Below are 23,292 nucleotides of genomic sequence, written 5' to 3' on the forward strand. Positions count from 1 at the left end.
TCAGCGGGCCTGCGCGGACAGCGCGATCAGGCGCTCGGCGATCTTGTCCAGCGGCAGCACCTCCTGCGCTGCGCCCAGGCGGAAGGCGGTGCCGGGCATGCCCCAGACCACGCTGGTGGCCTCGTCCTGGACCAGGGTGCTGGCGCCGGCCTGCAGCATTTCCAGCAGGCCGCGTGCGCCGTCGTCGCCCATGCCGGTGAGGATCGCGCCGATGGCGTTGGCACCGGCGTTGCGCGCCACCGACTGGAACAGCACGTCGACCGCCGGCTTGTGCCGGTTGACCGGCGGGCCGTCGTCGATCTTGCAGCGCCAGCGGGCGCCGTCGCGGATCACCTGCAGGTGCTTGCCGCCGGGCGGCAGGTAGGCATGGCCGGGCAGGATCGCTTCGCCTTCGGTGGCCTCGCGCACGGCCATCGCCGAGTGCCGGTTGAGGCGGTCGGCGAAGGCGGTGCTGAAGCCGGCCGGCAGGTGCTGGGTCATCACCACCGCCGGGGCGTCGGCCGGCATGCCTTCCAGGACCACGCGCAGCGCCTCGGTGCCGCCGGCGGAGGCGCCGATCGCGATCAGCCGGTCGGTGGTGCGGAACTTCAGCGAGGACACCGCGGCGGGCGTGGCGGTGGCACCGGCCGGCTTCGGCGTGGCCGGCCGGTCCAAAGCGCGGACCTTGGCCTTGGCCGCGTTCTTGACCTTGGCGATGATCTCTTCGGCGTATTCCTCCAGACCGCGGGCCACGTCGAGCTTGGGCTTGGAGACGAAGTCGACTGCGCCCAGCGACAGCGCCTGCAGGGTGGTGTCGGCGCCGCGCTCGGTGAGCGAGGAGATCATCACCACCGGCGTGGGCCGCAGCCGCATCAGGTTTTCCAGGAACGCCAGGCCGTCCATGCGCGGCATTTCCACGTCCAGGGTGATGACGTCCGGATTCAGGCGCTTGATCTTCTCGCGCGCCAGCAGCGGGTCGGCGGCCGAGCCGACCACCTCCACGCCGGGCGCGCCGGACAGGATCTCGGTGAGGATCTGCCGCACGACCGCGGAGTCGTCGACGATCAGGACACGGCAAGGGGCTTCCAGGCTCATTCGAACAACTCCACGGCGCCGGTGACAGGGGCTTTGGCCAGACGGGCGCGCACCGCCGACTCGGCCGCGGCGATCTCGGCCTCTTCGTGCGCGTGCGGCAGGCGCTGCACGACCACGCGGCCGGTGCCGGGGAAGAACCAGATCTTGCGCGGATGGATGCCGCGCAGATCCTCGGCCACCACCGGGATCTGCTCGGCCTTGAGGTAGTTCAGGACGAAGTCGGCGTTGCGCGTGCCGACCGGGTTGTTGGTGAAGCCCTTGAGCACGTTGCCGCCGCCGAACACCTTGGCTTCCAGGCGGTTGCGGGCGGCGCCGCGCTTGAGCAGGTCGTTGATCAGCACTTCCATCGCATAGCTGCCGTAGCGCGCCGGCGCGCCGTCGCCGCTCTGGCCGTCGGGCAGCATGAAGTGGTTCATGCCGCCGATCTTCAGCAGCGGGTCGCGGATGCAGGCGGCCACGCACGACCCCAGGATGGTGGTCAGCGCGGTGTCGTCGTCCACCACCAGGTACTGGGTGGGCAGCAGCTTGGCGGCCGTCGTCTGGAAGCGCGTATCGTGATAGCGCATCACCTGGTCTACAGCCATGGCGGCGGGGCTCATGCGCGGTCCTTTTGCGCCCGGCGGTACAGCGTGCGGCCGCAGGGCTGGATCAGGTCGGCGGCATGCAGATAGTTTTCCGAATGGCCGGTGTAGAGCATGCCGTCGTCGTCCAGGTGCGGGATCAGCCGCGACAGGATGCCGCGCTGGGTGGGCTTGTCGAAATAGATCATCACGTTGCGGCAGAACAGCGCCAGGTAGGGCCCGGCGACGTCGTAGCGCGGCTCCAGCAGGTTGAGCTGGCGGAACTCGAGCAGGTCGCGCAGCGCCGGCAGCACCCGGCACTGGCCCTCGTTGGCGCCGCTGCCGCGCTGGAAGTACTTGCGCTTCAGCGCCGGGTCCAGGCTGGCGACGCGCTCCAGCGCGTACACGCCGCGCGAGGCGGTGGCCAGCACCTGGGTGTCGACGTCGGTGGCCAGGATCCGCACCGGCGGGGTCAGCGTGCCGAACGCCTCGCAGGCGGTGATCGCCAGCGAGTAGGGTTCCTCGCCGGTGGACGAGGCGCAGGACCAGATCTTCAGCGGCGCCGCGCCGGAATGCTTCTGCAGCTCCTCGCGCAGCCGCTCGAAATGGTGCGGTTCGCGGAAGAACGAGGTCAGGTTGGTGGTCAGCGCGTTGGTGAACGCCTCCCATTCGTCGCCGCCGTCGCGCTCCAGCCAGTCCAGGTAGTCGCGGAAGGAGCGCAGCCCGAGCACGCGCAGGCGCCGCGACAGCCGGCCGTAGACCATGTCGCGCTTGGCCGGGGCCAGGGCGATGCCGGCCTTCTGGTAGATGAGGTCGCAGACCCGCTTGAAATCGCGGTCGCTGAAGTCGAAGTCGCGATTGTCGGAACCGGAGGAGGGCGAAGCGGGAGTCTGGATGGCCATGGTGCGCAGCGATGGTCGGTCAACCGGGTTATCGGCCGGGAATGGACGAAATTGACAGCCGGCGGTCAGGAACGGCCGCCGGCGGTGGTGTCGCTGCTCAGAACTCCTGCCACTGCGCCTCGCTGGCGCTGGCGGCGACTGCGGCGACGGAGCGCGGGCGTGGCGCCGGCCGGGTCCTGGCCCGGGCCGGGGCAGGCGCGGCGTGCGCGAGCGGCGCGTTGGCGGCTGCGCCGTGGTAGGTGTCCAGCTTGAACGCGGCGATGGCCGCGCCGAGCTGCCCGGCCTGGTCCTCCATCGAGCGCGCCGCGGCGGTGGCTTCCTCGACCAGCGCGGCGTTCTGCTGGGTGCTCTCGTCCATCTGCACCACGGTCTGGTTGACCTGTTCGATGCCGGCGGACTGCTCCTGCGACGCCGCGGCGATCTCGCCCATGATGTCGGTGACGCGGCGCACCGAGGTCACGATCTCGCTCATGGTGCGGCCGGCCTGGTCCACCAGTGCCGAGCCTTCGGCGACGCGGCCGACCGACTCGTCGATCAGGGTCTTGATCTCCTTGGCGGCACTGGCCGAGCGCTGGGCGAGGGTGCGCACTTCGCTGGCGACCACGGCGAAGCCGCGGCCCTGGTCGCCGGCGCGGGCGGCTTCCACCGCCGCGTTCAGCGCCAGGATGTTGGTCTGGAAGGCAATGCCGTCGATCACGCCGATGATGTCGGCGATCTTCTTCGACGAGGCCTCGATGCCGTTCATGGTGGTCACCACCTGGCCGACCACCTCGCCGCCCTGCGAAGCGACCGCGGCGGCGCCGGCGGCGAGCTGGTTGGCCTGACGCGCATGCTCGGCGTTCTGCTTCACGGTGGAGGTCAGTTCCTCCATCGACGCGGCGGTGCGCTCCAGGCTGGCTGCCTGCTGCTCGGTGCGACGCGACAGGTCGTGGTTGCCAGCGGCGATCTCGGTCGAGGCGACATTGATGTTGGCGGCGGCGGCCTGGATGCGGCCGACGATCGCCGCCAGTTGCGCGGCGGTGGCATTGGCGTCGTCGCGCATGCGCCCGAACACGCCGTGGTACTCGCCGTGCATGCGCGCGGTGAGGTCGCCGGCGGCGATGGACTGCAGCAGCGTCGACAGCTCGCCCAGGTTGCGGTCGCTGACCGCCATCATCGCGTTGAGGTCCTGCACCATCGCACGGAAGCCGAACTGGAAGCGGTCCGGATCGCCGCGCGTGCCGAACGCGCCGGCCGCGGCCGCCTCCGCCAGCTGCTTGATCTGGTCGCTCATCGCGGTCAGGTTCTGCTTGGCCATGTCCATGGTTTCGGTGAGCACGGCCTTTTCGCCGGGCAGGCGGTCCATGTCCTCGGACAGGTCGCCGATGGCATAGCGCTGGATGATCTGCAGCAGGCGCATCTTCACCGCGATGTGCGAGGCGACCAGCTCGTTGGTGCCCTTGACCATCTGCCCGTACTCGCCGGGGAAGGCGGTCTCGTCCATGCGATAGCTGATGGTGCCGCGCGCGTGCTGCTGCGCCATCTCGTCCTGAGCGCGGATCACCGCGTGGATGCGCGAGCGCATGACCAGCATGTCGTCCATCAATTCGCCGATCTCGTCCTGGCCGTGCGGGTAGGTGGCGCCCTCCAGTTCGCCGCGGGCCACCGCCTGCGACAGGCGCTTGGCCGCGTGCAGCTGGCGGGCCATGCCGCGCGCGATCAGCCAGGCGGTGACGCCGGCGAACAGCACGGCCAGCGCCAGCAGCGCCAGGATCAGCGTCTTGGTATTGGCCATCTGGCGATGGGCGAGCTCCATCTCCCGGTTCAGTTCGGCGACGTTGTACTCGGTCAACGCCACGATGCGCTCGAACAAGGTGCGGCGCAGCGCCCGCGAGCGGTTATCGGAGATGCTCTGCGCCGCCGCCACGTCGCCGGCGCGCAAGGCGGCGCCCATCTCGGTATTGGCCTGCAGATAGGCCTTCAGCGTTTCCTGGACGCCGGCGTACATCTGCACCTGCTTGGGGTCGCGCATCATCGCGGCGATGACCTGCTGGTGCTTGGCCACCTCGTTGCGCACCTTCTGCATGCGCTTGAAATAGTCGGCCTGGGCTTGCGGATCGTTGGCGCGCGCCAGTTGCGCCAGTTCGTAGGTGCGGAACTCGCCCAGTTGCGCGCGCACCTCGGACAGGGCCTGGGTCGCCGGCACCCAGTCCCGCTCGATGTGCTGGAGTTCGGAGATCGACAGGTTGGTGCGGGAATAGGTGAACGCGCCCAGCACCAGCGTCAGCAGGGTGGTCAGGGCGAAGGCGCAGATCAGCTTGTCGCGGATTTTCAGATGCGGGAGCACGTTCATGGGCGTTCCATGTGCGGTAACGGGGTGGAAACCGGGGAGAAGGGGGCCGCGGCGTCAGCTGGCGGCGAGGGGGCGAGGCGAGGGCGGCGCGCAGGCGCGCCACCGGTCGAGGCCGGCGCGTGCCATGCGCGCGCGGCTCCAGTGCCTGGATGGCTGGCGCGAAACCACGGACAGGACCTGCGGGCACGCGTCGACGCGGCGCGGTGGCAGGAGACTGGACGATGGTGGATGTGGACGGCAAGGCATCACGTGCTCCCTGAACGGTCGCGGCCGTGACCCGGCGGTGTCATACCGGGCACGGAGCGTGATCTGATATCGACTAGTGCGGCGATTGCTTGAACCGTGCCAGGGTGCCAATCGCCATGCCGTGCCTGATTGTGTCTATTGCAACGGTATGCCCGCTCAATCGGTCTCGGTGGTCGAGGCGGCGGTGCGGACCAGCCGCAGCGCTGCCGGCCGCGCCGCGCCGCGCACCGGCGTGCCAGTCGCATACGCCGCCGCAGCGCCCGGGCTGGCCGGGATCGCGTCCAGCCGGAACACCGCCGCGGCCTCGCCGAGCCGGCGGCCCTGGTCTTCCAGCGCCCGCGCCGAGGCGCTGGCTTCCTCGACCACGGCGACGTTCTGCTGGATCGCCTGGTCCATCTGCGCCACGGTGCGGCTGACCTGCTCGATGCCCATCGACTGCTCCTGCGAGGCCGCCGAGATCTCGCCCATGATGTCGGTCACCCGCTGCACCGAGGCCACGATCTCCTGCATGGTGCGCCCGGCCTGGTCGACCAGGACCGAGCCTTCGCTGACGCGGCCGACCGAATCGTCGATCAGCGTCTTGATCTCCTTGGCGGCGTTGGCCGAGCGCTGCGCCAGGGTCCGCACTTCGGTGGCGACCACGGCGAAGCCACGGCCCTGTTCGCCGGCGCGCGCGGCTTCCACCGCCGCGTTCAAGGCCAGGATGTTGGTCTGGAAGGCGATACCGTCGATCACCGAGATGATGTCGGCGATCTTCTTCGACGAGGCCTCGATACCGCTCATGGTCTCGACCACGCGGCCGACCACGTCGCCGCCCTGCGAGGCCACCGAGGCGGCGCCGGCGGCCAACTGGTTGGCCTGGCGCGCGTGCTCGGCGTTCTGCTTGACGGTGGAGGTCAGTTCCTCCATCGAGGCGGCGGTCTCTTCCAGGTTGGCCGCCTGCTGTTCGGTGCGGCGCGACAGGTCTTCGTTGCCGGCGGCCAGTTCGGTGGTGGCGCCGTGGATGCTGCGTGCCGCGGTCTGGATGCGGCCGACGATGTCGGCGAGCTGGTCGGCGGTGATGTTGGCGTCCTCGCGCATCTGCGCGAACACGCCGTGGAAGTCGCCGTGCATGCGCGCGCTCAGGTCGCCGGCGGCGATGGACTGCAGCAGGGCCGAGAGCTTGCCCAGGTTGCGGTCGCTGACCTCCATCATCGCGTTGAGGTCCTGCACCATCAGCCGGAAGTCGTGCTGGAAGCGCTCGGCGTCGCCGCGCACGCTGAAGTCGCCGGCCGCGGCGGCCGCGGCCAGGCGCTTGATCTCGGTGTTGATCGCCAGCAGGCTGGCCTTGGCCGCGTCCATCGATTCGTGCAGCACCGCACGGCTGCCGGGCAGGCGGCGCGCGTCGCGATGCAGGTCGCCGTTGGCGTACTCGTTGAGCACGGCGATGGCATCGACGATGGCATCCAGGTGCTCGAACATCATGCGGTTGATGCTGGCGGCCAGTTCGCCGTATACGCCGGGGAAATCCTCCGGCATGCGGTGGGACATGTCCTTGTCGGCGTGCAGCACGGCCATCCGCGCGGTCTCGCTGGAGAAGCGTTCCAGCATCCGGATCATCTCGCCGGTGGCGCGCAGCATCTCGCCGGCCTCGTCGCGGCCGGGATTGTCGATGCGCACGCTGAGATCGCCGCGCGATACCGCGCGGATCGCGTCCAGGCTGCGCGACACCGGCCGCAGCACCGAACTGCCGATCAGCCAGTTGATGCCGAAGGTGAGCAGCACCAGGATGCCGCCGGCCAGGGTCATGACCCCGGTGAAGACCAGCGCCTGCGCCTGCACGTCGTCCATGTAGACGCCGGTGCCGATGACCCAGTGCCAGGGCGCGAACGGCGCGTTGTAGGAAACCTTCTCCACCGGCGTGGTGTTGCCGGGCTTGGGCCACAGGTAGTCGACATAGCCGCCGCCGGCCTCGGCCGCCTTCACGAAATCCCGGAAGATCGGCTTGCCGTCGGCACTGAGCACCTGGCCGATGTCCTTGCCGATCAGGTCCTTGCGGGTGGGGTGCATCAGCATGGTCGGGTGCATGTCGTGCACGTAGAAGTAATCCACGCCGTCGCGGGCGCGCATCGATTCCAGGGTGCGCAGGGCGGTGTGCTGCGCCTCGTCCAGCGGCATGCTGCCCTTGTCCACTTCGGCCGCATAGGCACGGACCACGCCCAGCGCCAGCTCGATCTGGCTCTTCAGCGCCTGCTCGCGCGTGTTGCGGATGTCCAGGTACTGCATCCGCGCGGCGATCACCGCCAGCAGGACGATACCGGCGCCCAGCAGGATGGTCTGCCACAGGAACTTGCGGCGCAGTGGCAGATCCGAGAGGCGGGTGAGCAGCGAGCGAGACGACATCGACCAGTTCCTTGGAAGGTACCCAGGGATTTAGCGGCCCCGGCAACGATGAAATTGAGCGTGTGGCGCGACCGATTCGTAGACAATCCGCGCGCCGGCGTCGCCATCAAAAAAATCCCCGGCGCGGAGGCCGGGGAGGGGGATGCAGCGACAGGCCGGGCCGGTCTCAGAACTCCTGCCAGTCGGAATCGGCCAGCGCGGGTTCGACCTTGCGGGCGCGCACCGCCGCCGGCTTGGCGGAGGCGACGGCCGTCGGCTTCTTCGCCACCGGTGCCGGCTTCGGCGCGGCCACGGCCACGGCCTGCGGTGCATGCACCACCGCGGCCTGCGCCGATTGGTCGACGCGGAAGATCGACACGGACTCGATCAGCTGGCCGGCCTGCTCTTCCATCGAGCGGGCGGCGGCGGTGGCTTCTTCCACCAGCGCGGCGTTCTGCTGGGTGGTCTCGTCCATCTGGGTGACGGTCTGGTTGACCTGCTCGATGCCCGCCGACTGCTCCTGCGAGGCCGCGGCGATCTCGCCCATGATGTCGGTGACGCGCTGCACCGAGGCCACGATCTCGGTCATGGTCTGGCCGGCCTGGCGGACCAGGGTCGAGCCGTTGGCCACCTGGCCCACGGAGGCGTCGATCAGGCCCTTGATCTCCTTGGCGGCGTTGGCCGAGCGCTGGGCGAGGGTGCGCACTTCGCTGGCCACGACCGCGAAGCCGCGGCCCTGTTCGCCGGCGCGCGCCGCTTCGACCGCGGCATTGAGCGCCAGGATGTTGGTCTGGAAGGCGATGCCGTCGATGACGCTGATGATGTCGCCGATCTTCTTCGAGGAGGCCTCGATGCCGGTCATGGTCTCGACCACGCGGCCGACCACGTCGCCGCCCTGCGAGGCGACCGAAGCGGCGCCGGCAGCGAGCTGGTTGGCCTGGCGCGCGTGTTCGGCGTTCTGCTTGACGGTGGAGGTCAGTTCCTCCATCGAGGCGGCGGTCTCTTCCAGGTTGGCGGCCTGCTGCTCGGTGCGGCGCGACAGGTCGTCGTTGCCGGCGGCGATCTCGCCGGCCGCGGCATTGATCGCGTTCGCCGCCTGCTGGATACGGCCGACGATGGCCGCCAGCTGCTCGGCGGTGGCGTTGGCGTCGTCGCGCATGGTCGCGAACACGCCCTGGAAGTCGCCATGCATGCGCGCGGTGAGGTCGCCCTGCGACAGCGCGGTCAGCAGCTTGGACACTTCGCCGATGCTGTCGCCGTTGGCCTGCAGCAGGCCGTTGAGCTGCTGCGCCAGCTGCAGGAAGAAGCCGTGCTTGCCGTCGAGGCCGACGCGCCCGCTGAGGTCGCCGGCGGCGGCCTCGCGCACGATCTTGGCCACTTCCTGCTCGACCTGGGCTTCCAGGGTGCGGTCGCGCGATTCGCAGACGAAGCCGATATGGGCGCCGTGCTGGTCGCGGATGGCGGTGATGGTCTGGGCGATGCGCGCGTCGGCATAGGCCATCTCGCGTTCCATCACGCCCTTCTTCTCCAGCTCCGCCAGGGTCTTGGGATCGTGCTGGTTGCCGTACTCCAGCACCGTCACCGGCGAGCCGACCAGCGGCAGGCTCGAATCGAAGGCCGGCGCGACCGAGTGGATCTGCTCGGCGTACTTGTCGGTGAGGCCCTGCATCGAGGGGTTGGCGTAGACGATGTTGTAGTCCAGGTCGACGATGAACATGCCGATCGAGGAGTTGTCCAGCGCGGTGCGGATGCGCAGGTTCTCGGACGCGACCGCGGCGTCGCGCTCGATGCGCCCGCGCAGGTCCTGCTGCATGCGCTTGAGCGCCTGCATCAGCTCGCCGATTTCGTCCTTGCCGTTGGCGTCGATATGCCCGTCGAGCTTGCCGCCAGCGACGTCGCTGGCCACCTTGACCGCGTCGCGCACGCTGTTGGCCAGCATCCGCCCGAACAGGAAGGCCATGCCGATCGCCGCGACCAGGCCGATCAGCAGGCAGGCCAGCAGGGTCGCCGAGGCCTTGCCGTAGGTGCCGCTGGCGGCGTCGGCCGCGGCCTTGGCCTGGCGATCGTTCTCGGCGATCAGGGCGACGACATCGTCCACCACCTTGTTGTGCAGGGTGCGGGTCTCGCCGGTGAAGGTGTCGATGGCGTCGTCATGCAGGTCCAGCTGCAGCATTTCGTTGACGGACTGATAGGAGGCGCTGGCCTTCTTCCAGTCGGCGACCAGTCGGTCATAGAGCGCCTTTTCCTGCGGGCTGGCGATCCTCGGCGGATACTTGGCCAGGATCTGGTCCATCTGCTTCTTCAGCGCGATCGCGCGTGCCGCCGATTCCTTCTTCAGCGCATCGCTGCTGCGGATCAGGCCCTGGTAGGCCGCATTGCGGTACTCGCCCAGGATGCCGCGCATTTCGCCGCCGGTGCGCACGCTCGGCACCACCTGCGACGACACGTTCTTGGTCACGCCGTCGAGCGAATTCAGGCCGCGATAGGCGGCCACGCCCTGGATCAGCATCAGCACCAACACGACGCCGAATGCCAGCATCAGCTTGGGCATCACCTTGAGATCTTTTATCCACTGCATGAGCGCGTTTCCCGTAATTCGGAGGGGGCGACAAGGGGCAAGAACGGCAAACGCCGCCGCGCCGGACCGCCTGCACGGGTCCAGCACGGCGGCGTCAGGGCTTACTTGATGGTGGCCAGCTTCAGGCTGGACGGCGCGCTGACCTGGATTTCGGCGCGCGAGCTGTCGCGCTCGATCTTGCCGATCACGCACACATCCTTGCCTTCCAGCGTCTCCGGCGGGAAGCCGAACTTGCTGCGGTCGGCGCCGGCGATGCGGGCGGAGAAGGTGTGACGCGGGAACATGCCGCCCATGTACAGGAAGGTCGGCTCGCCTTCGGAATTCTGCGCGTACTTGGCTTTCTCGACCTTGCCGCAGACCATGCCGTCCTTGCCGACGAAACGGGTGGCCATCTCCGGCGGGATCATCTGCTGGGACTGGGCGAAGGTGCTGGGGCTGGCGGCGAACAGCAGGACCAGCAGCATGGGAAAGCTCGGTTTCATGGAACGACTCCTTAAGGGCGGGGGGATGAAGTGAGGGCCGTGTGATGCCAGCCACTCTTCAGCTATCGGCCTGAAACCGGTTAACTTGATTCTCACAAGTGATAAACAGTTCGCATTTCAAATAAAAAACCCGCCGGGAGGCGGGTTTCGTCTACAGCCGGGCGAACCGCCGTCCGTCAGGCGGCCTCGTCGACGTGGGCGTGCTGCTGGCCGAACTCGGCGCTGTCGAGCAGGGTCTCGATATCCAGCAGAATCAACATCTTGTCGTCCTGAGTGCCGATGCCGGAGATGAAGCGGGTGTCGACCGCGGCGCCGAACTCGGGGGTCGGGCGGATCTGCTCTTCGTTCAGCGGGATCACGTCGGAGACGCTGTCCACGACGATGCCGACCACGCGGTTCTCGACGTTGAGCACGATCATCACGGTGAAGGCGTCGTAGCGCGCCTCCTTCAGGCGCAGCTTCAGGCGCAGGTCGATCACCGGCACGATGGTGCCGCGCAGGTTGATCACGCCCTTGATGTACTCGGGGGCGTCCGGGACCCGGGTCACCGAGTCGTAGCCGCGGATTTCCTGCACCTTGAGGATATCCACGCCGTAATGTTCTTCGCCGAGGGTGAAGCTGAGGAATTCGCCGCCGGTGGCGCCGGAGGTGGAGGTGGTCTTGTCGTTCATCGTGTGCTCCTGGTGCGCACGGGATTGCGGGTGGTGGCGTGGGTGGGGAAGCGCGACTCTGATGCTAGATCGGCGCGGCGCCGCCAAACTTTAGGCCGCGAACGGCTCGCCGCTGCCGGCGTTCAGGAAAGCACGCCGCTCTTGCGGGCGCTGCGCTGGCGCTCGATGCGGAACACGTAGCGCTGGATCGCCGCATCGGCGCCGCGCGGCAGGTCCAGGAAGCGCATGCCCACCCGCAGGGTGTCCTGGCCGTTGGCGAGCTTGGAAACATACATGTTGCAGACCTGCAGGGTCAGCCGGATGGCATCGGCGTCGGGCAGCTGCAGGATGCAGTTCGGGCAACTCTGCTGCAGCTGCGGCATGGGCTGGCCCTGCACCAGCGCCACCGCCAGGCCGCCGCCGCTGATGTCCACCACGCGCAGCTTCAGTTCCACCTGGCCGGCGTCGTCCTCGAAACGCAGCACGCACAGCGGCGATTCGGTGACCGGGGTCTCCAGGCGGAAATGCTCGCGCCGCTGCAGGTAGTACAGCGACTCCGGCAGCGCCGCGCGGAAGCCGGACTGGCCGTTGTGTTCGGTGCGCTCGGGGCGTTCGATGCGGAAACGCACCCGCACCTTGTCCAGCTGCGCGAAGCACAGCAGGTACTCGGCCTGCTCGGCGGCGCGATTGGAGGCTTCGTTGACGCTCAGGTCCAGCAGCACGCTGTCCTCGTCCAACTCCAGCAGCGCGGTGGAGAAGGCCTGGTCGCGGCCGCCCACGTGCGCACTGACCTGCGAGCGCTGCTGGATCAGCGACTGCAGCAACTGGCGGATCTGTCGTGGCTTGGTCAGCAGGAAGCGGTCGTCCTCCACCGCTTCTTCCGGCGAAGACGGGACGGGGGAGTCGCTGGGAGTGCCTTCGGCCATGGTGGACAGTGCGTACGGGAGGTGGGTGGGGCGGCACCGCGTCGGATCGCCCCACGCATGCTATCGGCTGAGCAGGGCGTTTTTGTAGCCCGGCTGCGCGTTGCCGCCAGTGGCGACGGCGCTCAGCCGCGGACGCTGCTCCAGAGTGAAGGATGCCACGGCGCGTGCCAGTGCGCCTGCCTCCTGTTCCATCGAGCGGGCACTGGCGCTGGCTTCCTCGACCAGGGCGGCATTCTGCTGGGTGGCCTCGTCCATCTGCGCGATGGTCTGGTTGACCTGCTCGATGCCGGCCGACTGCTCCTGCGAGGCCGCGGCGATGTCGCGCATGATGTCGGTGACGCGCTGCACCGACGCCACGATCTCGCGCATGGTGCCGCCGGCCTGATCGACCAGGGCCGAGCCTTGGGCGACGCGGCCGACCGAATCGTCGATCAGGGTCTTGATCTCCTTGGCCGCGTTCGACGAACGCTGGGCGAGGGTGCGCACCTCGCTCGCGACCACGGCGAAACCGCGGCCTTGTTCGCCGGCACGCGCGGCTTCGACCGCCGCGTTGAGCGCCAGGATGTTGGTCTGGAAGGCGATGCCGTCGATCACCGAGATGATGTCGGCGATCCTCTTCGAGGACGCCTCGATGCCGCTCATGGTGGTGACCACCTGGCCGACCACGCTGCCGCCCTGCGAGGCGACTGCCGCCGCGCCGACCGCCAACTGGTTGGCCTGGTGCGCATGCTCGGCATTTTGCTTGACCGTGGAGGTCAGCTCTTCCATCGACGCGGCGGTTTCCTCCAGGCTGGCGGCCTGCTGCTCGGTGCGTCGCGACAGGTCGTCGTTGCCGGCGGCGATTTCGCCGGCCGCGGTGTTGATCGCATCGGAAGCACCCTGGATCTGCCGCACGATCGCCGACAACTGCTCGGCGGTGGCGTTGGCGTCGTCCTTCATGTTCGCGTACACGCCCTGCAGGTCGGCGTCGATGCGCCGCGACAGGTCGCCCTCGGCGAGCGCGCGCAGCATCTGCTGGATGTGGCCCAGGCCGGAGGCGCTGGCGGCGAGCATGGCGTTGATCTGTTCGCCCAGCTGCAGCAGGAAGCCGTGCTTGCCGTCCAGGCGGATGCGTCCGCCGAGGTCGCCGGCCACCGCGCCGCGCACGATGCCGGCGATCTCTTCTTCCACCGCCACTTCCTCGGTGCGGTCGGCCCACTCCACCACGAAGCCCAGGCGTTGGCCGGCCGCGTCGGTCACCGGATTGACGATCAGGCGCATGGTGTGGCCGCCGACGCGGATCTGCGCGCGGTGGGTGCCCTTCAACTCGGCGAGCATGCGCGCCTGGTGTTCGGGATGGCGGTGGAACACGTCGATGGTCTTGCCCAGCAGCGCGCTGGCGTCGAACTGCGGCAGGTCGCGGCGCAGGTCGTCCTGCACGTCGCTGAGCATCTGCAGCAGCGGCCGGTTGACGTAGACGATGCGGCGCTCGGCGTCGGCGATCATCACGTTGGTGGTGACGTCGTCCAGCGCGCTGCGGATGCGCTGGTTTTCGCGCTGGGCCTCGCTGTCCTGTTCGCGGCTGTGCAGCAGTTGCGCATTGGCCGCGACCAGGGTGTGGGCGATGGAACCTTCCGGCAGGGTCAGCGCACGGATCGCCTCCGGCAGCGGTTGCTGCTGGGCGATGGCGCGCGCGGCCTGCGCCAGGTCGTGCGGATCGTGGCCCACGTCCAGCAGTTGCCGGCGCATCTGCACCGCCATCGGCACCAGGATCGCCGCTTCCACCGCCACGTACAGCGCATGGATGGCCAGGATGCCGAGCCCGGCGTCGGCGGTGAACACGCGCACCGGCAGGCCGCGGTGCTGCAGCCAGAAGAACAGCACGTGGTGCACGGCGATCGCCGCGGCGGCGACCACGATCGGACGCCAGTCGCGGTAGTACAGCAGCAGGGCGATCAGCAGGATGACCCCGAAGTGCACCTCGATCATGCCGCCGGCCTGCTGGATCAGCGCGGCCGCCAGCACCATCAGGCCCAGCGCCACGGTGCAGCGGCTCAGCAGGCTGCCCGGATACAGCTTCACCTGCAGGGCGACGACCACCAGGGTCGGCAGGCTGACCGTCAGCCACAACGTCCACGCGCCCTGATGCCAGGCGGCGACGAGGCTGGCCAGGGTGGCCAGCACAGAGACCGCGACGAACAGCCGGTCGGCCTGTGCCGCCAGCCTCTGCAGATAGACGTAGCGCTCGTGGCCGATGAGAAGACTGCCTGGGTGAGGCGACGCGCTCATGCGAGGGATTCCTTGGAGTCGGTGGGGCATCCGCACGCGGCGGGGGAGATCAGCGGCGATGCACTGCCGCTGGCGAGCAATCGGGGGATCAGCGCAGCCGCGGCGATGGACGTGCCGCATCCGCCCAGTTGGGCCGGGCCGGCATAGATCAGGCGGGCCTGCGCATCGAAGACGATGAGCGCGTAGGGCAGGGTCGGCGGTGCCGCGCGGTCGCGCAGGTCGACGCTGCGAATGCCTGGCAGGGACGCCGTTGCCGGTGTGGCGCACGCGCAACCGGCCACGCGCAGGCGGAACGCGACGGGCTGGCCGGCGTTGGCGGCGGCCGGCGCGAAGGCCAGCAGGCGCGCCCGAATGCCCTCGGCGCTGTCGGCCGGTGGCGGTGTGGCGAACGCGACCAGGTGCGCAATGGCCCAGACGCTCCACACCACCAGCAGCAACAAACCCAGCGGCAATCGCAGGAAACGCCGCGGTCGGTCGGCATCCGGGGAGGGTGTCTGCATGGAAGGCGGCCAGGACGGCGCCGGCACTTACCGGCTGTTCACGTTATCGACAATGGCTATCGTTCCTTAAGGTGGCATTCATCACATTTCACGCTCCGGTCACGTTGCCAGTTCTCGATTCGAGGCAAAACACGACCGACAGACATGGAAACGCCATGGCCGCGGAAGGTGCCGCGGCCGATCGGTCGTCCGGGGTGTCGCCGCGTGAGCCGCGGTGCCGTCGAGCGGGTTGCACAGCGGGCAGGCCGGCGCTCGCCCGGCCTGCGCGTGCCGGCTCAGGCGAGCGCGTGCGACGACCTGTGCGAGGACAACGCTGCCGGCGCGCGCACCGATGCCGATGCCGATGCCTCCACCTTGAACACCGCCACGGCCTGGCGCAACTGTCTGGCCTGTTCCTCCATCGCGCGTGCGGCGGCGGTGGCTTCCTCCACCAGCGCGGCGTTCTGCTGGGTGCTCTCGTCCATCTGGGTGACGGTGCGGTTGACCTGTTCGATGCCGGACGATTGTTCCTGCGAGGCGACGGCGATCTCGCCCATGATGTCGGTGACGTGCTGCACCGAGGTCACGATCTCCCGCATGGTGCTGCCGGCCTGTCCGACCAGGGCCGCGCCCTCGGCGACCTGCTCGACCGAGTCGTCGATCAGGGTCTTGATCTCCTTGGCCGCGTTGGCCGAGCGCTGCGCCAGGGTCCGCACTTCGGTGGCGACCACGGCGAAGCCGCGGCCCTGTTCGCCGGCACGCGCCGCTTCCACCGCCGCGTTCAAGGCCAGGATGTTGGTCTGGAAGGCGATGCCGTCGATCACCGAGATGATGTCGGCGATCTTGCGCGACGCGGCCTCGATGCCGCTCATCTTGTCCGAGACCTGGCTGGCCAGCACGCCGCCCTGCGCGGCGACCGAGGCGGCGCCCGCGGCCAACTGGTTGGCCTGGCGCGCGCGTTCGGCGTTCTGCTTCACGGTGGAGGTCAGTTCCTCCATCGAGGCTGCCGTCTCTTCCAGGCTGGCCGCCTGTTGCTCCGTACGCCGTGACAGGTCGTCGTTGCCGGTGGCGATCTCCGCCGCGGCACCATTGATGCTGCCGGCGGCGGTCTGGATCCGCGACACGATGGCGGCCAGCTGCCCGGTGGTGGCGTTGGCGTCGTCGCGCATGGTGGCGAACACGCCCTGGAACTGGCCCTGCATGCGCGCGGTCAGGTCGCCGGCGGCGATGGCGCGCAACAACGACGACAGCGCCTGCAGATTGTCGTCGGACGTGGCCATCAACTGGTTGAGGCTGTCGACCATCAGGCGGAAATCGTACTGGAAGCGTTCGGCATCGCCGCGCACGCTGAAGTCGCCGGCCGCGGCGGCCCCGGCCAGGTGCTTGATCTCGGTGTTCATCGCGGTCAGGTTGTGCTTGACCGTGTCCATCGTCGCGGTGAGGCGGGCCTTCTCGCCGGGCAGGCGGTCCATGTCCTCGGACAGGTCGCCGATCGCATAGCGGCCCATGATCTGCGCCAAACGCTCGGTGACCGCGATGTGCGCGGCGGCCAGCGTATTGCTGTCGCGGACCATGCGGCCGTAGTCGCCGGGGAAGGCGCTTTCGTCCATGCGGTAGCTGGTCTGACCCAGGTCGTGGCGGCGTGCCATCTCGGTCTGTGCGGCCAGCACCTCGCGCAGTTGTTGCTGCATGCGGTGCATGTCGGCCAGCAGCCGTCCGCTTTCGTCGCGGCTGGGAACCACGATGCGGGCATCCAGGCGGCCCTCGGCGATGTCGGCGGCGACACCCGCGGCACGGCGCACGTTGCGGGTCAGGGTGATCAGGGTATGCACGCACACCGCCGCGATCAGCAGGGTCAGCAGGCCGAGCCCGGCAACGGCGGTCCACATCGCCTGCAGCGAGGCGTCCAGGTGCCGTTGCGACTGGCGCTGCAGCGCCTGCAATGCGGTGGCGCTGAGGCCGTGCAGCGCCTCGTCCCAGCCATGCAGGGCCGCGTTCCAGTGCTGGCCGGCATCGGCACTGCCGCTGTCCAGGGCCTGCGCCAACTGCGGCAGGGCGCGGGCGGCGACGTCCGTTTCGGTGGCGACGGCGCGCGATAGCGCCGGATCCGGCTGCTCGAGCAGGCCCAGGGCCTTCTTCAGCTCATGCTGCAGGCGGGCCTGATCGCGCGCCAGTTCGGCGATCTGCGCGCGCAGCACCGGCGTGTCGGCGCCGGCCTGGGACGGGTCACGCATCGCATCCAGGCGGGTCAGCGTTTCGCTGGTGACCGGGGCGTAGATCAGGCTGCTGACCACCAGGTGGTAGCTCTCCACGTAGGGCGTATAGACCAGTTGGCTGTCGTCGCGCAGCGCGTCCAGCGCGTCGTCGGCCTGGTCTGCAACCGCCACGAAGTCGTTGCGCCTGGTCTGCAAGGTCTGCTGCAACTGCGCCAGTGCCGCCGTGCTGCGCTCGAAGCCGGGCAGGGCCGGGACGGTCCGCTGCAGTTCGCGCAGCGCCCGGTCGGCCGTCGCGCGTGCCTGTGCCGCGTCGGCGGCGCTGCCGACCTGTTCTTCCTGCAGTGCCGCCAGCAAGGTGAGCATCTCGCGCAGCGGCGCGTAGCTGCGCAGTTCGGCGCGGCTGACCTCCACGCCCTCGTTGAGCGTGCGGGTGTACAGCAGCAGGGGAATGACCAGCCCGATCAAGGCCAGGACACCGATCAGGCTGAGCTTGCGCGCAATGGGAAGGTCGTGCCAGACCCGCAGACGGGAGTGGCGTTCGGAGGCGGGCGGAGCGGCGTGGTTCGCAGGATGCGACGTCATTGCGCGGGTCTCTGAGGGAAAGCGAAAGAAGGCAGGTGCCCCGCAGGGAGCGCATGCCAAGGAAAGGCAGGGTGGAACAAGTGGCCGTCGAGGTCGCCTGACCAGCACGTGCGCATGCGATGGATCGGCAGCGCTCGACCGGCTCGGGCAGATCTTTAGCGGCCGCCACGGGCGAAACTTTGAATCTGTGATGGCGGCCGAATTACGCCGCCCTCCGTGTTGCAATACCACCGCGAAGCCAATTGGGCAGCACATACGCGGTGCGCGCCCGCGCGGATGCAGCCGCGCGGCAGGTTTGACGCAATCCGCGCACGGCGACACGCTCCTGCCGCTCCTGGGTCGACGCGAAGCGCTGCGGGACGGCGGTGACCGACCGGTGGCGGCCCGCTTGCGTCTGCTCAGGCTCGCCGGCTGCGGACACGGCATGCTGCCGCCGCGAGCGATGCCGGAGCACGCGTTGCTCGCAGGCAGCGTGACGCCATGCACCGGGCACGGCGTCGGGGTGGGAAACGCGGGGAGGTTCCGGAACGGCACGCGATGCGGCGCTCGAAGGGCCGGACAGGCAGTCGCTGGCGGTGGGTATCGACGTCGCCGGCGTTCGATGGGGCCGAGGATGGCCGCAGGTGTCGCGTGTAGGGGCGCGCGTGCTGGCCAGGCCGCAGCGGCCTGGCCAGTGTGGCCTCAGAACGTCTGCCAGGCGTCGCCGTTGCTGGCGGCGGCCACGAGCGGACGGTGCGCGGCCGGTTGCGGAGCAGGGCCGGCCTTGCTCGCGACTCGGGGCGCCGGCGTGGCCGGCACCGCGCGAACCGTTGCCGGCCGCGTGATCGTGGCGACACGGTCGATCTTGAACAGCGCCACCGCATCGCTCAGTTGCACCGCCTGTTCCTCCATCGAGCGGGCGGCGGCGGTGGCTTCTTCCACCAGCGCGGCGTTTTGCTGGGTGGTCTCGTCCATTTGGGTGACGGTCTGGTTGACCTGTTCGATGCCGGCGGATTGCTCCTGCGAGGCCGCCGAGATCTCGCCCATGATGTCGGTGACGCGCTGCACCGAGGCCACGATCTCCTGCATGGTGCGGCCGGCCTGGTCGACCAGCGCCGAGCCGGTGGCGACGCGGCCGACCGAGTCGTCGATCAGCGTCTTGATCTCCTTGGCGGCGTTGGCCGAGCGCTGGGCGAGGGTGCGCACCTCGCTGGCGACCACCGCGAAGCCGCGCCCCTGCTCGCCGGCGCGCGCCGCTTCCACCGCGGCATTGAGCGCCAGGATATTGGTCTGGAAGGCGATGCCGTCGATGACCGAGATGATGTCGGCGATCCTCTTCGAGGACGCCTCGATGCCGCTCATGGTCTCGACCACCTGGCCGACCACGCTGCCGCCTTGCGAGGCGACCGAGGCGGCACCCACCGCCAGCTGATTGGCCTGGCGTGCGTGTTCGGCGTTCTGCTTCACGGTGGAGGTCAGTTCCTCCATCGACGCCGCCGTTTCTTCCAGGCTGGCGGCCTGCTGCTCGGTACGGCGCGACAGGTCGTCGTTGCCAGCGGCGATCTCGGTGGCGGCGGCATTGATGCTGACCGCCGCGGTCTGGATGCGGCCGACGATGCCGGTCAGCTGGTCGGCGGTGGCGTTGGCGTCGTCGCGCATGGTCGCGAACACCCCGTGGAACTCGCCGTCCATGCGTGCGGTCAGGTCGCCGGCGGCGATGGACTGCAACAGCGCCGACAGCTTGCCGAGATTGCGATCGCTCACCTCCATCATCGCGTTGAGGTCCTGCACCATCAGGCGGAAGTCGTGCTGGAAGTGTGCGGCATCGCCGCGGGCACTGAAGTCGCCGGCCGCGGCCGCCGCGGCCAGGCGCTTGATCTCGGTGTTGATCGCCAGCAGGCTGGCCTTGGCCGCGTCCATCGATTCGTGCAGCACCGCACGGCTGCCGGGCAGGCGGCGCGCGTCGCGGCGCAGGTCGCCGTTGGCGTATTCGTTGAGCACGCCGATGGCGTCGACGATGGCGTCCAGGTGCTCGAACATCATGGTGTTGATGCCCTTGCTGAGCTCGCCGTACACGCCGGGGAAGTCCTGCGGCATGCGGTGGCTGATGTCCTTGTCCGCATGCAGTTCGATCATCAATGCGGTTTCGCTGGAGAAACGCTGCAACTGGGTCTGCATGCGGCCCATCGCGATCAGCAGGCGGCCGGGCTCGTCGCGCGCGGTAGTGCTCACGTCGTTGTCCAGGCGGCCGTCGGCGATCGCTTCGGCGGCGCGGGTGGCGCGCGACAGTGGCCCGGTCAGGCTGCGGGTGATGGTCCAGCCCAGCAGGCCGCTGACCAACAGGACGGCGAGGCCGCCGGAGATCAGGACGATGCGGCCACGCGTCATCGCCGCCGAGGACGCCGCATAGGCCTCCTTGCTCAGGCGCCGCTGCAGGTCGGCATTGGCGCGGATCGCCGCCTGCTGCTTGTCCATCGCCACCGCGGCATCGCCGAGCAGCAGCGCCTGCGCCTGTGCATTCTGGTCCTTTTCGCCCAGCGCGAGCACCTGATCGTTCAGCTGCATCGAGCGCACGCGCGAGGCCTCGATCGTGTCCATGGCCTGGCGTTCGGCCGGGCTTGCCGGCATGGCCGCCAACGCGTCGTGGGCGGCCTTGAAGCGGGCCCGATTGCCTCGCACGATGTTCAGCATCTTCTGGTTGGCCGCGTCGCCGTCGACGATGCTGATGGAGAGCAGGCCCACCTGCACGTTGGTGTTGGCGTCCAGCATTTCGTTGGAAAGCCGCACTTTTTCCATGTTGCCGTTGACGATGCTGTTCAGCTCGCGATGCGCCCTGGCCATGGTCAGCAGGCCCATGGCGACCAGCACGCCGGACAGCAGGATGAGGATGCCGAACGCCATGCTCAGGCGCCGACCGACGTTGTAGCGTTGCAGAAGTGCGTTCATAGCCGACCTTTGGGGGACAGAGGGAAGCCCGGTCGCAAGCGCTGGCAATCAGCGGCTGCGACGCGACCTGGTGGTGCCTTGTCGCACCCTCAATATCGACGTGTCGGTGAGAAGTTGAGCATTCCTCACCGAATTGTTGGCAGCCGGTTAGGAAGCTGTCTGCGTTCCGACTGGTTTCAGTCGGCGAGGGCGGAATCCGACGTGGTTCCGACATGTGCTGGCGCGTAATGCGCCGGCCTATACCTTGCGTATGCGGGCATGTGCATGTGGTGCACTGCCTGCACGACGGACATGGGGCAGGCCGCCGCATCCGGTCGCCATGCCGGCGGCATGGCGACCGTGCGACTCAGAACTCCTGCCAGTCGCCGCCGACCGCGACCGCGGCGCGCTTGGCGGTTTGCCGCTGTGGACGTGCCGCCACCTTGGCGACTCGCGGCGCGCTGGCCGCAACGGACGGCGCCCGCGCCGGCGCTGGGTGCACGCCAGCGGCGGTGCCGCCGATGCTGTCGATCTTGAACAAGGCCACCGTGCTGGTGAGCTGACCGGCCTGCTCCTCCATCGAACGTGCGGCCGCGGTGGCTTCTTCCACCAGCGCGGCGTTCTGCTGGGTGGTCTCGTCCATCTGCACCACGGTCTGGTTGACCTGCTCGATGCCGGCGGACTGTTCCTGCGACGCGGCCGAGATCTCGCCCATGATGTCGGTCACGCGCTGCACCGAGGCCACGATCTCGCTCATGGTGCGGCCGGCCTGGTCGACCAGGACCGAGCCTTCGGCCACGCGCGTGACCGAATCGTCGATCAGGCCCTTGATCTCCTTGGCGGCACTGGCCGAGCGCTGCGCCAGCGTGCGCACTTCGCTGGCGACGACGGCGAAGCCGCGGCCCTGGTCGCCGGCGCGGGCCGCTTCCACCGCGGCGTTGAGCGCCAGGATATTGGTCTGGAAGGCGATGCCGTCGATGACACTGATGATGTCGGCGATCTTCTTCGATGCCGCCTCGATGCCGCTCATGGTCGCGACGACCTGGCCGACCACGCTGCCGCCTTGCGAGGCGACCGAGGCCGCGCCCACCGCCAACTGGTTGGCCTGGCGCGCGTGCTCGGCGTTCTGCTTGACCGTCGAGGTCAGTTCCTCCATCGACGCGGCGGTCTCTTCCAGGCTGGCGGCCTGCTGCTCGGTGCGGCGCGACAGGTCGTCGTTGCCGGCGGCGATCTCGGTGGCGGCGGCACTGATGCTGACCGCCGCGGTCTGGATGCGACCGACAATGCCGGTCAACTGATCGGCGGTGGCGTTGGCGTCGTCGCGCATGGTGGCGAACACGCCCTGGAACTCGCCTTCCATGCGTGCGGTCAGGTCGCCGGCGGCGATCGACTGCAACAGCGCCGACAGCTTGCCGAGGTTGTGGTCGCTCACTTCCATCATCGCGTTGAGGTCCTGCACCATCAGCCGGAAGTCGTGCTGGAAGTGCGCGGCATCGCCGCGGGCACTGAAGTCGCCGGCGGCGGCGGCCGCGGCCAGGCGCTTGATCTCGGTGTTGATCGCCAGCAGGCTGGCCTTGGCCGCGTCCATCGATTCGTGCAGTACAGCGCGGCTGCCGGGCAGGCGGCGCGCGTCGCGGCGCAGGTCGCCGTTGGCGTATTCGTTGAGCACGCCGATGGCGTCGACGATGGCGTCCAGGTGCTCGAACATCATGGTGTTGATGCCCTTGCTGAGCTCGCCGTACACGCCCGGGAAATCCTGCGGCATGCGGTGACTGATGTCCTTGTCCGCATGCAGTTCGATCATCAACGTAGTTTCGCCGGAGAAACGCTGCAACTGACGCTGCATCGCATCCATGGCCAGCAGCAGGCGGCCGGGTTCGTCGTGTGCGTTGGTGGCCACGTCGTTGTCCAGGCGCCCGCTGGCGATCGCTTCGGCGGCGCGGGTGGCCCGACCCAGCGGCCCGGTCAGGCTGCGGGTGATCGTCCACGACAGCAGGGCGCTGAGCAGCAGGGTCGCGACGCCACCGGCGATCAGCAGGTTGCGGCCGGTGACCATCGCCTGCGTCGCCTTGGCATGAGCGACCTTCATCTGCGCTTCCTGCAAGGCGACGTTCTCGCGGATCTTGGCCTGCCAGGCCAGCGTGGCTGGGCGCGAGCGTTCGCTCAGGACCGTCTGCGCCTCGGCGTTGCGGTGCGCGGTGGCGAGCGCAATCACTTCATCGTTCATGGCGCGCGCGGTGGTGCGTGCGGCGTCGATGTCGGCGCGCAGTTTCACCGCATCCGCGTTGGCGGGCGGGAACGCCTCCAGTTCGTTGCGCAGTTCGGTGTAGCGCTGGCGCTTGGCCTTGATTTCCGCCAGTGCCTGATCGTTGAGTTCCTCGCGCGTCTCCATCGCCAGCGTGCCGAGCGCGATCAGGATGCTGGAGTTGGCGTCGAGCATGCCGTTGCTGATCCGGCTCTTTTCGACATTCACCTTGACGATGCTGTCCAACTCGGTGCGCGTGCGCGCCATCGACAGCAAGCCGATGGCGACCAGGGCGCAGGACAGCAGGATCAGCAGGCCGAAGGCGCCGCCGAGCCGGCGGCCGACGTTGTAGCGTTGCAGGAAGGAGTTCATTGGTCGACCTCTTCGTTGACGATGTTCCTGGAGCATCCAGGGCCTACTGCGTCCAGACGGGCTCCAGCAGCGCGTGTGCGCGTGGAGCGGCGGGGCGTGGCGGTCAGAAAAGAAG

General features: G+C 68.8%; 14 protein-coding genes. All 14 read right to left on the reverse strand.

The annotated features are described in order from the left end of the window. Complete coding sequence (locus Q7W82_RS12645) at nt 1–1,074, reverse strand: chemotaxis response regulator protein-glutamate methylesterase (RefSeq protein WP_242161293.1); 1,074 nt, start codon at nt 1,072–1,074, stop codon at nt 1–3. Further along, the gene (gene cheD, locus Q7W82_RS12650; RefSeq protein ID WP_048489105.1) at nt 1,071–1,673 is read right to left on the reverse strand and encodes a chemoreceptor glutamine deamidase CheD; all 603 of its coding nucleotides are present in this window, start codon (nt 1,671–1,673) and stop codon (nt 1,071–1,073) included. Before cheD ends, Q7W82_RS12645 begins: the two co-directional genes overlap by 4 nt. Beyond that, a complete protein-coding gene (locus Q7W82_RS12655) occupies nt 1,670–2,536 on the reverse strand; it encodes a CheR family methyltransferase (RefSeq protein ID WP_017917563.1) in 867 nt (288 codons plus the stop codon). Before Q7W82_RS12655 ends, cheD begins: the two co-directional genes overlap by 4 nt. Before the next feature lie 97 nt (nt 2,537–2,633). Beyond that, nucleotides 2,634–4,868, reverse strand: a complete 2,235-nt coding sequence (locus Q7W82_RS12660; protein ID WP_242161294.1) for a methyl-accepting chemotaxis protein — start codon at nt 4,866–4,868, stop codon at nt 2,634–2,636. A 402-nt stretch (nt 4,869–5,270) separates the two neighbouring features. After that, nucleotides 5,271–7,496: a methyl-accepting chemotaxis protein gene (locus Q7W82_RS12665; protein ID WP_242161295.1), complete on the reverse strand. Its 2,226-nt coding sequence runs from the start codon at nt 7,494–7,496 to the stop codon at nt 5,271–5,273. Nucleotides 7,497–7,662: 166 nt separating this feature from the next. After that, nucleotides 7,663–10,053 carry a methyl-accepting chemotaxis protein gene (locus Q7W82_RS12670; protein ID WP_242161296.1) on the reverse strand — a complete coding sequence of 797 codons (2,391 nt, stop codon included), beginning with the start codon at nt 10,051–10,053 and terminating at the stop codon, nt 7,663–7,665. Between the two features lie 101 nt (nt 10,054–10,154). Then, a complete protein-coding gene (locus tag Q7W82_RS12675; protein WP_010343305.1) occupies nt 10,155–10,517 on the reverse strand; it encodes a hypothetical protein in 363 nt (120 codons plus the stop codon). A 194-nt stretch (nt 10,518–10,711) separates the two neighbouring features. Then, complete coding sequence (locus tag Q7W82_RS12680; RefSeq protein ID WP_019796102.1) at nt 10,712–11,206, reverse strand: chemotaxis protein CheW; 495 nt, start codon at nt 11,204–11,206, stop codon at nt 10,712–10,714. Between the two features lie 122 nt (nt 11,207–11,328). Beyond that, on the reverse strand, nt 11,329–12,111 hold the full coding sequence (locus Q7W82_RS12685) for a flagellar brake protein (protein WP_242161297.1): 783 nt from the start codon (nt 12,109–12,111) through the stop codon (nt 11,329–11,331). Between the two features lie 60 nt (nt 12,112–12,171). Next, nucleotides 12,172–14,379 (reverse strand): methyl-accepting chemotaxis protein, encoded by a 2,208-nt coding sequence (locus Q7W82_RS12690; RefSeq protein WP_242161298.1) that lies wholly within the window; start codon nt 14,377–14,379, stop codon nt 12,172–12,174. Next, a complete protein-coding gene (locus Q7W82_RS12695; protein WP_353949520.1) occupies nt 14,376–14,807 on the reverse strand; it encodes a hypothetical protein in 432 nt (143 codons plus the stop codon). Before Q7W82_RS12695 ends, Q7W82_RS12690 begins: the two co-directional genes overlap by 4 nt. A 347-nt stretch (nt 14,808–15,154) precedes the next feature. Further along, a complete protein-coding gene (locus Q7W82_RS12700) occupies nt 15,155–17,656 on the reverse strand; it encodes a methyl-accepting chemotaxis protein (protein WP_242161300.1) in 2,502 nt (833 codons plus the stop codon). A gap of 681 nt (nt 17,657–18,337) precedes the next feature. Continuing rightward, nucleotides 18,338–20,581: a methyl-accepting chemotaxis protein gene (locus tag Q7W82_RS12705; protein WP_242161301.1), complete on the reverse strand. Its 2,244-nt coding sequence runs from the start codon at nt 20,579–20,581 to the stop codon at nt 18,338–18,340. A 346-nt stretch (nt 20,582–20,927) separates the two neighbouring features. Then, nucleotides 20,928–23,177 carry a methyl-accepting chemotaxis protein gene (locus Q7W82_RS12710; protein WP_242161302.1) on the reverse strand — a complete coding sequence of 750 codons (2,250 nt, stop codon included), beginning with the start codon at nt 23,175–23,177 and terminating at the stop codon, nt 20,928–20,930. Nucleotides 23,178–23,292: the final 115 nt, after the last annotated feature.

The organism is Xanthomonas indica (genome assembly GCF_040529045.1).
Classification (GTDB): Bacteria; Pseudomonadota; Gammaproteobacteria; order Xanthomonadales; family Xanthomonadaceae; genus Xanthomonas_A; species Xanthomonas_A indica.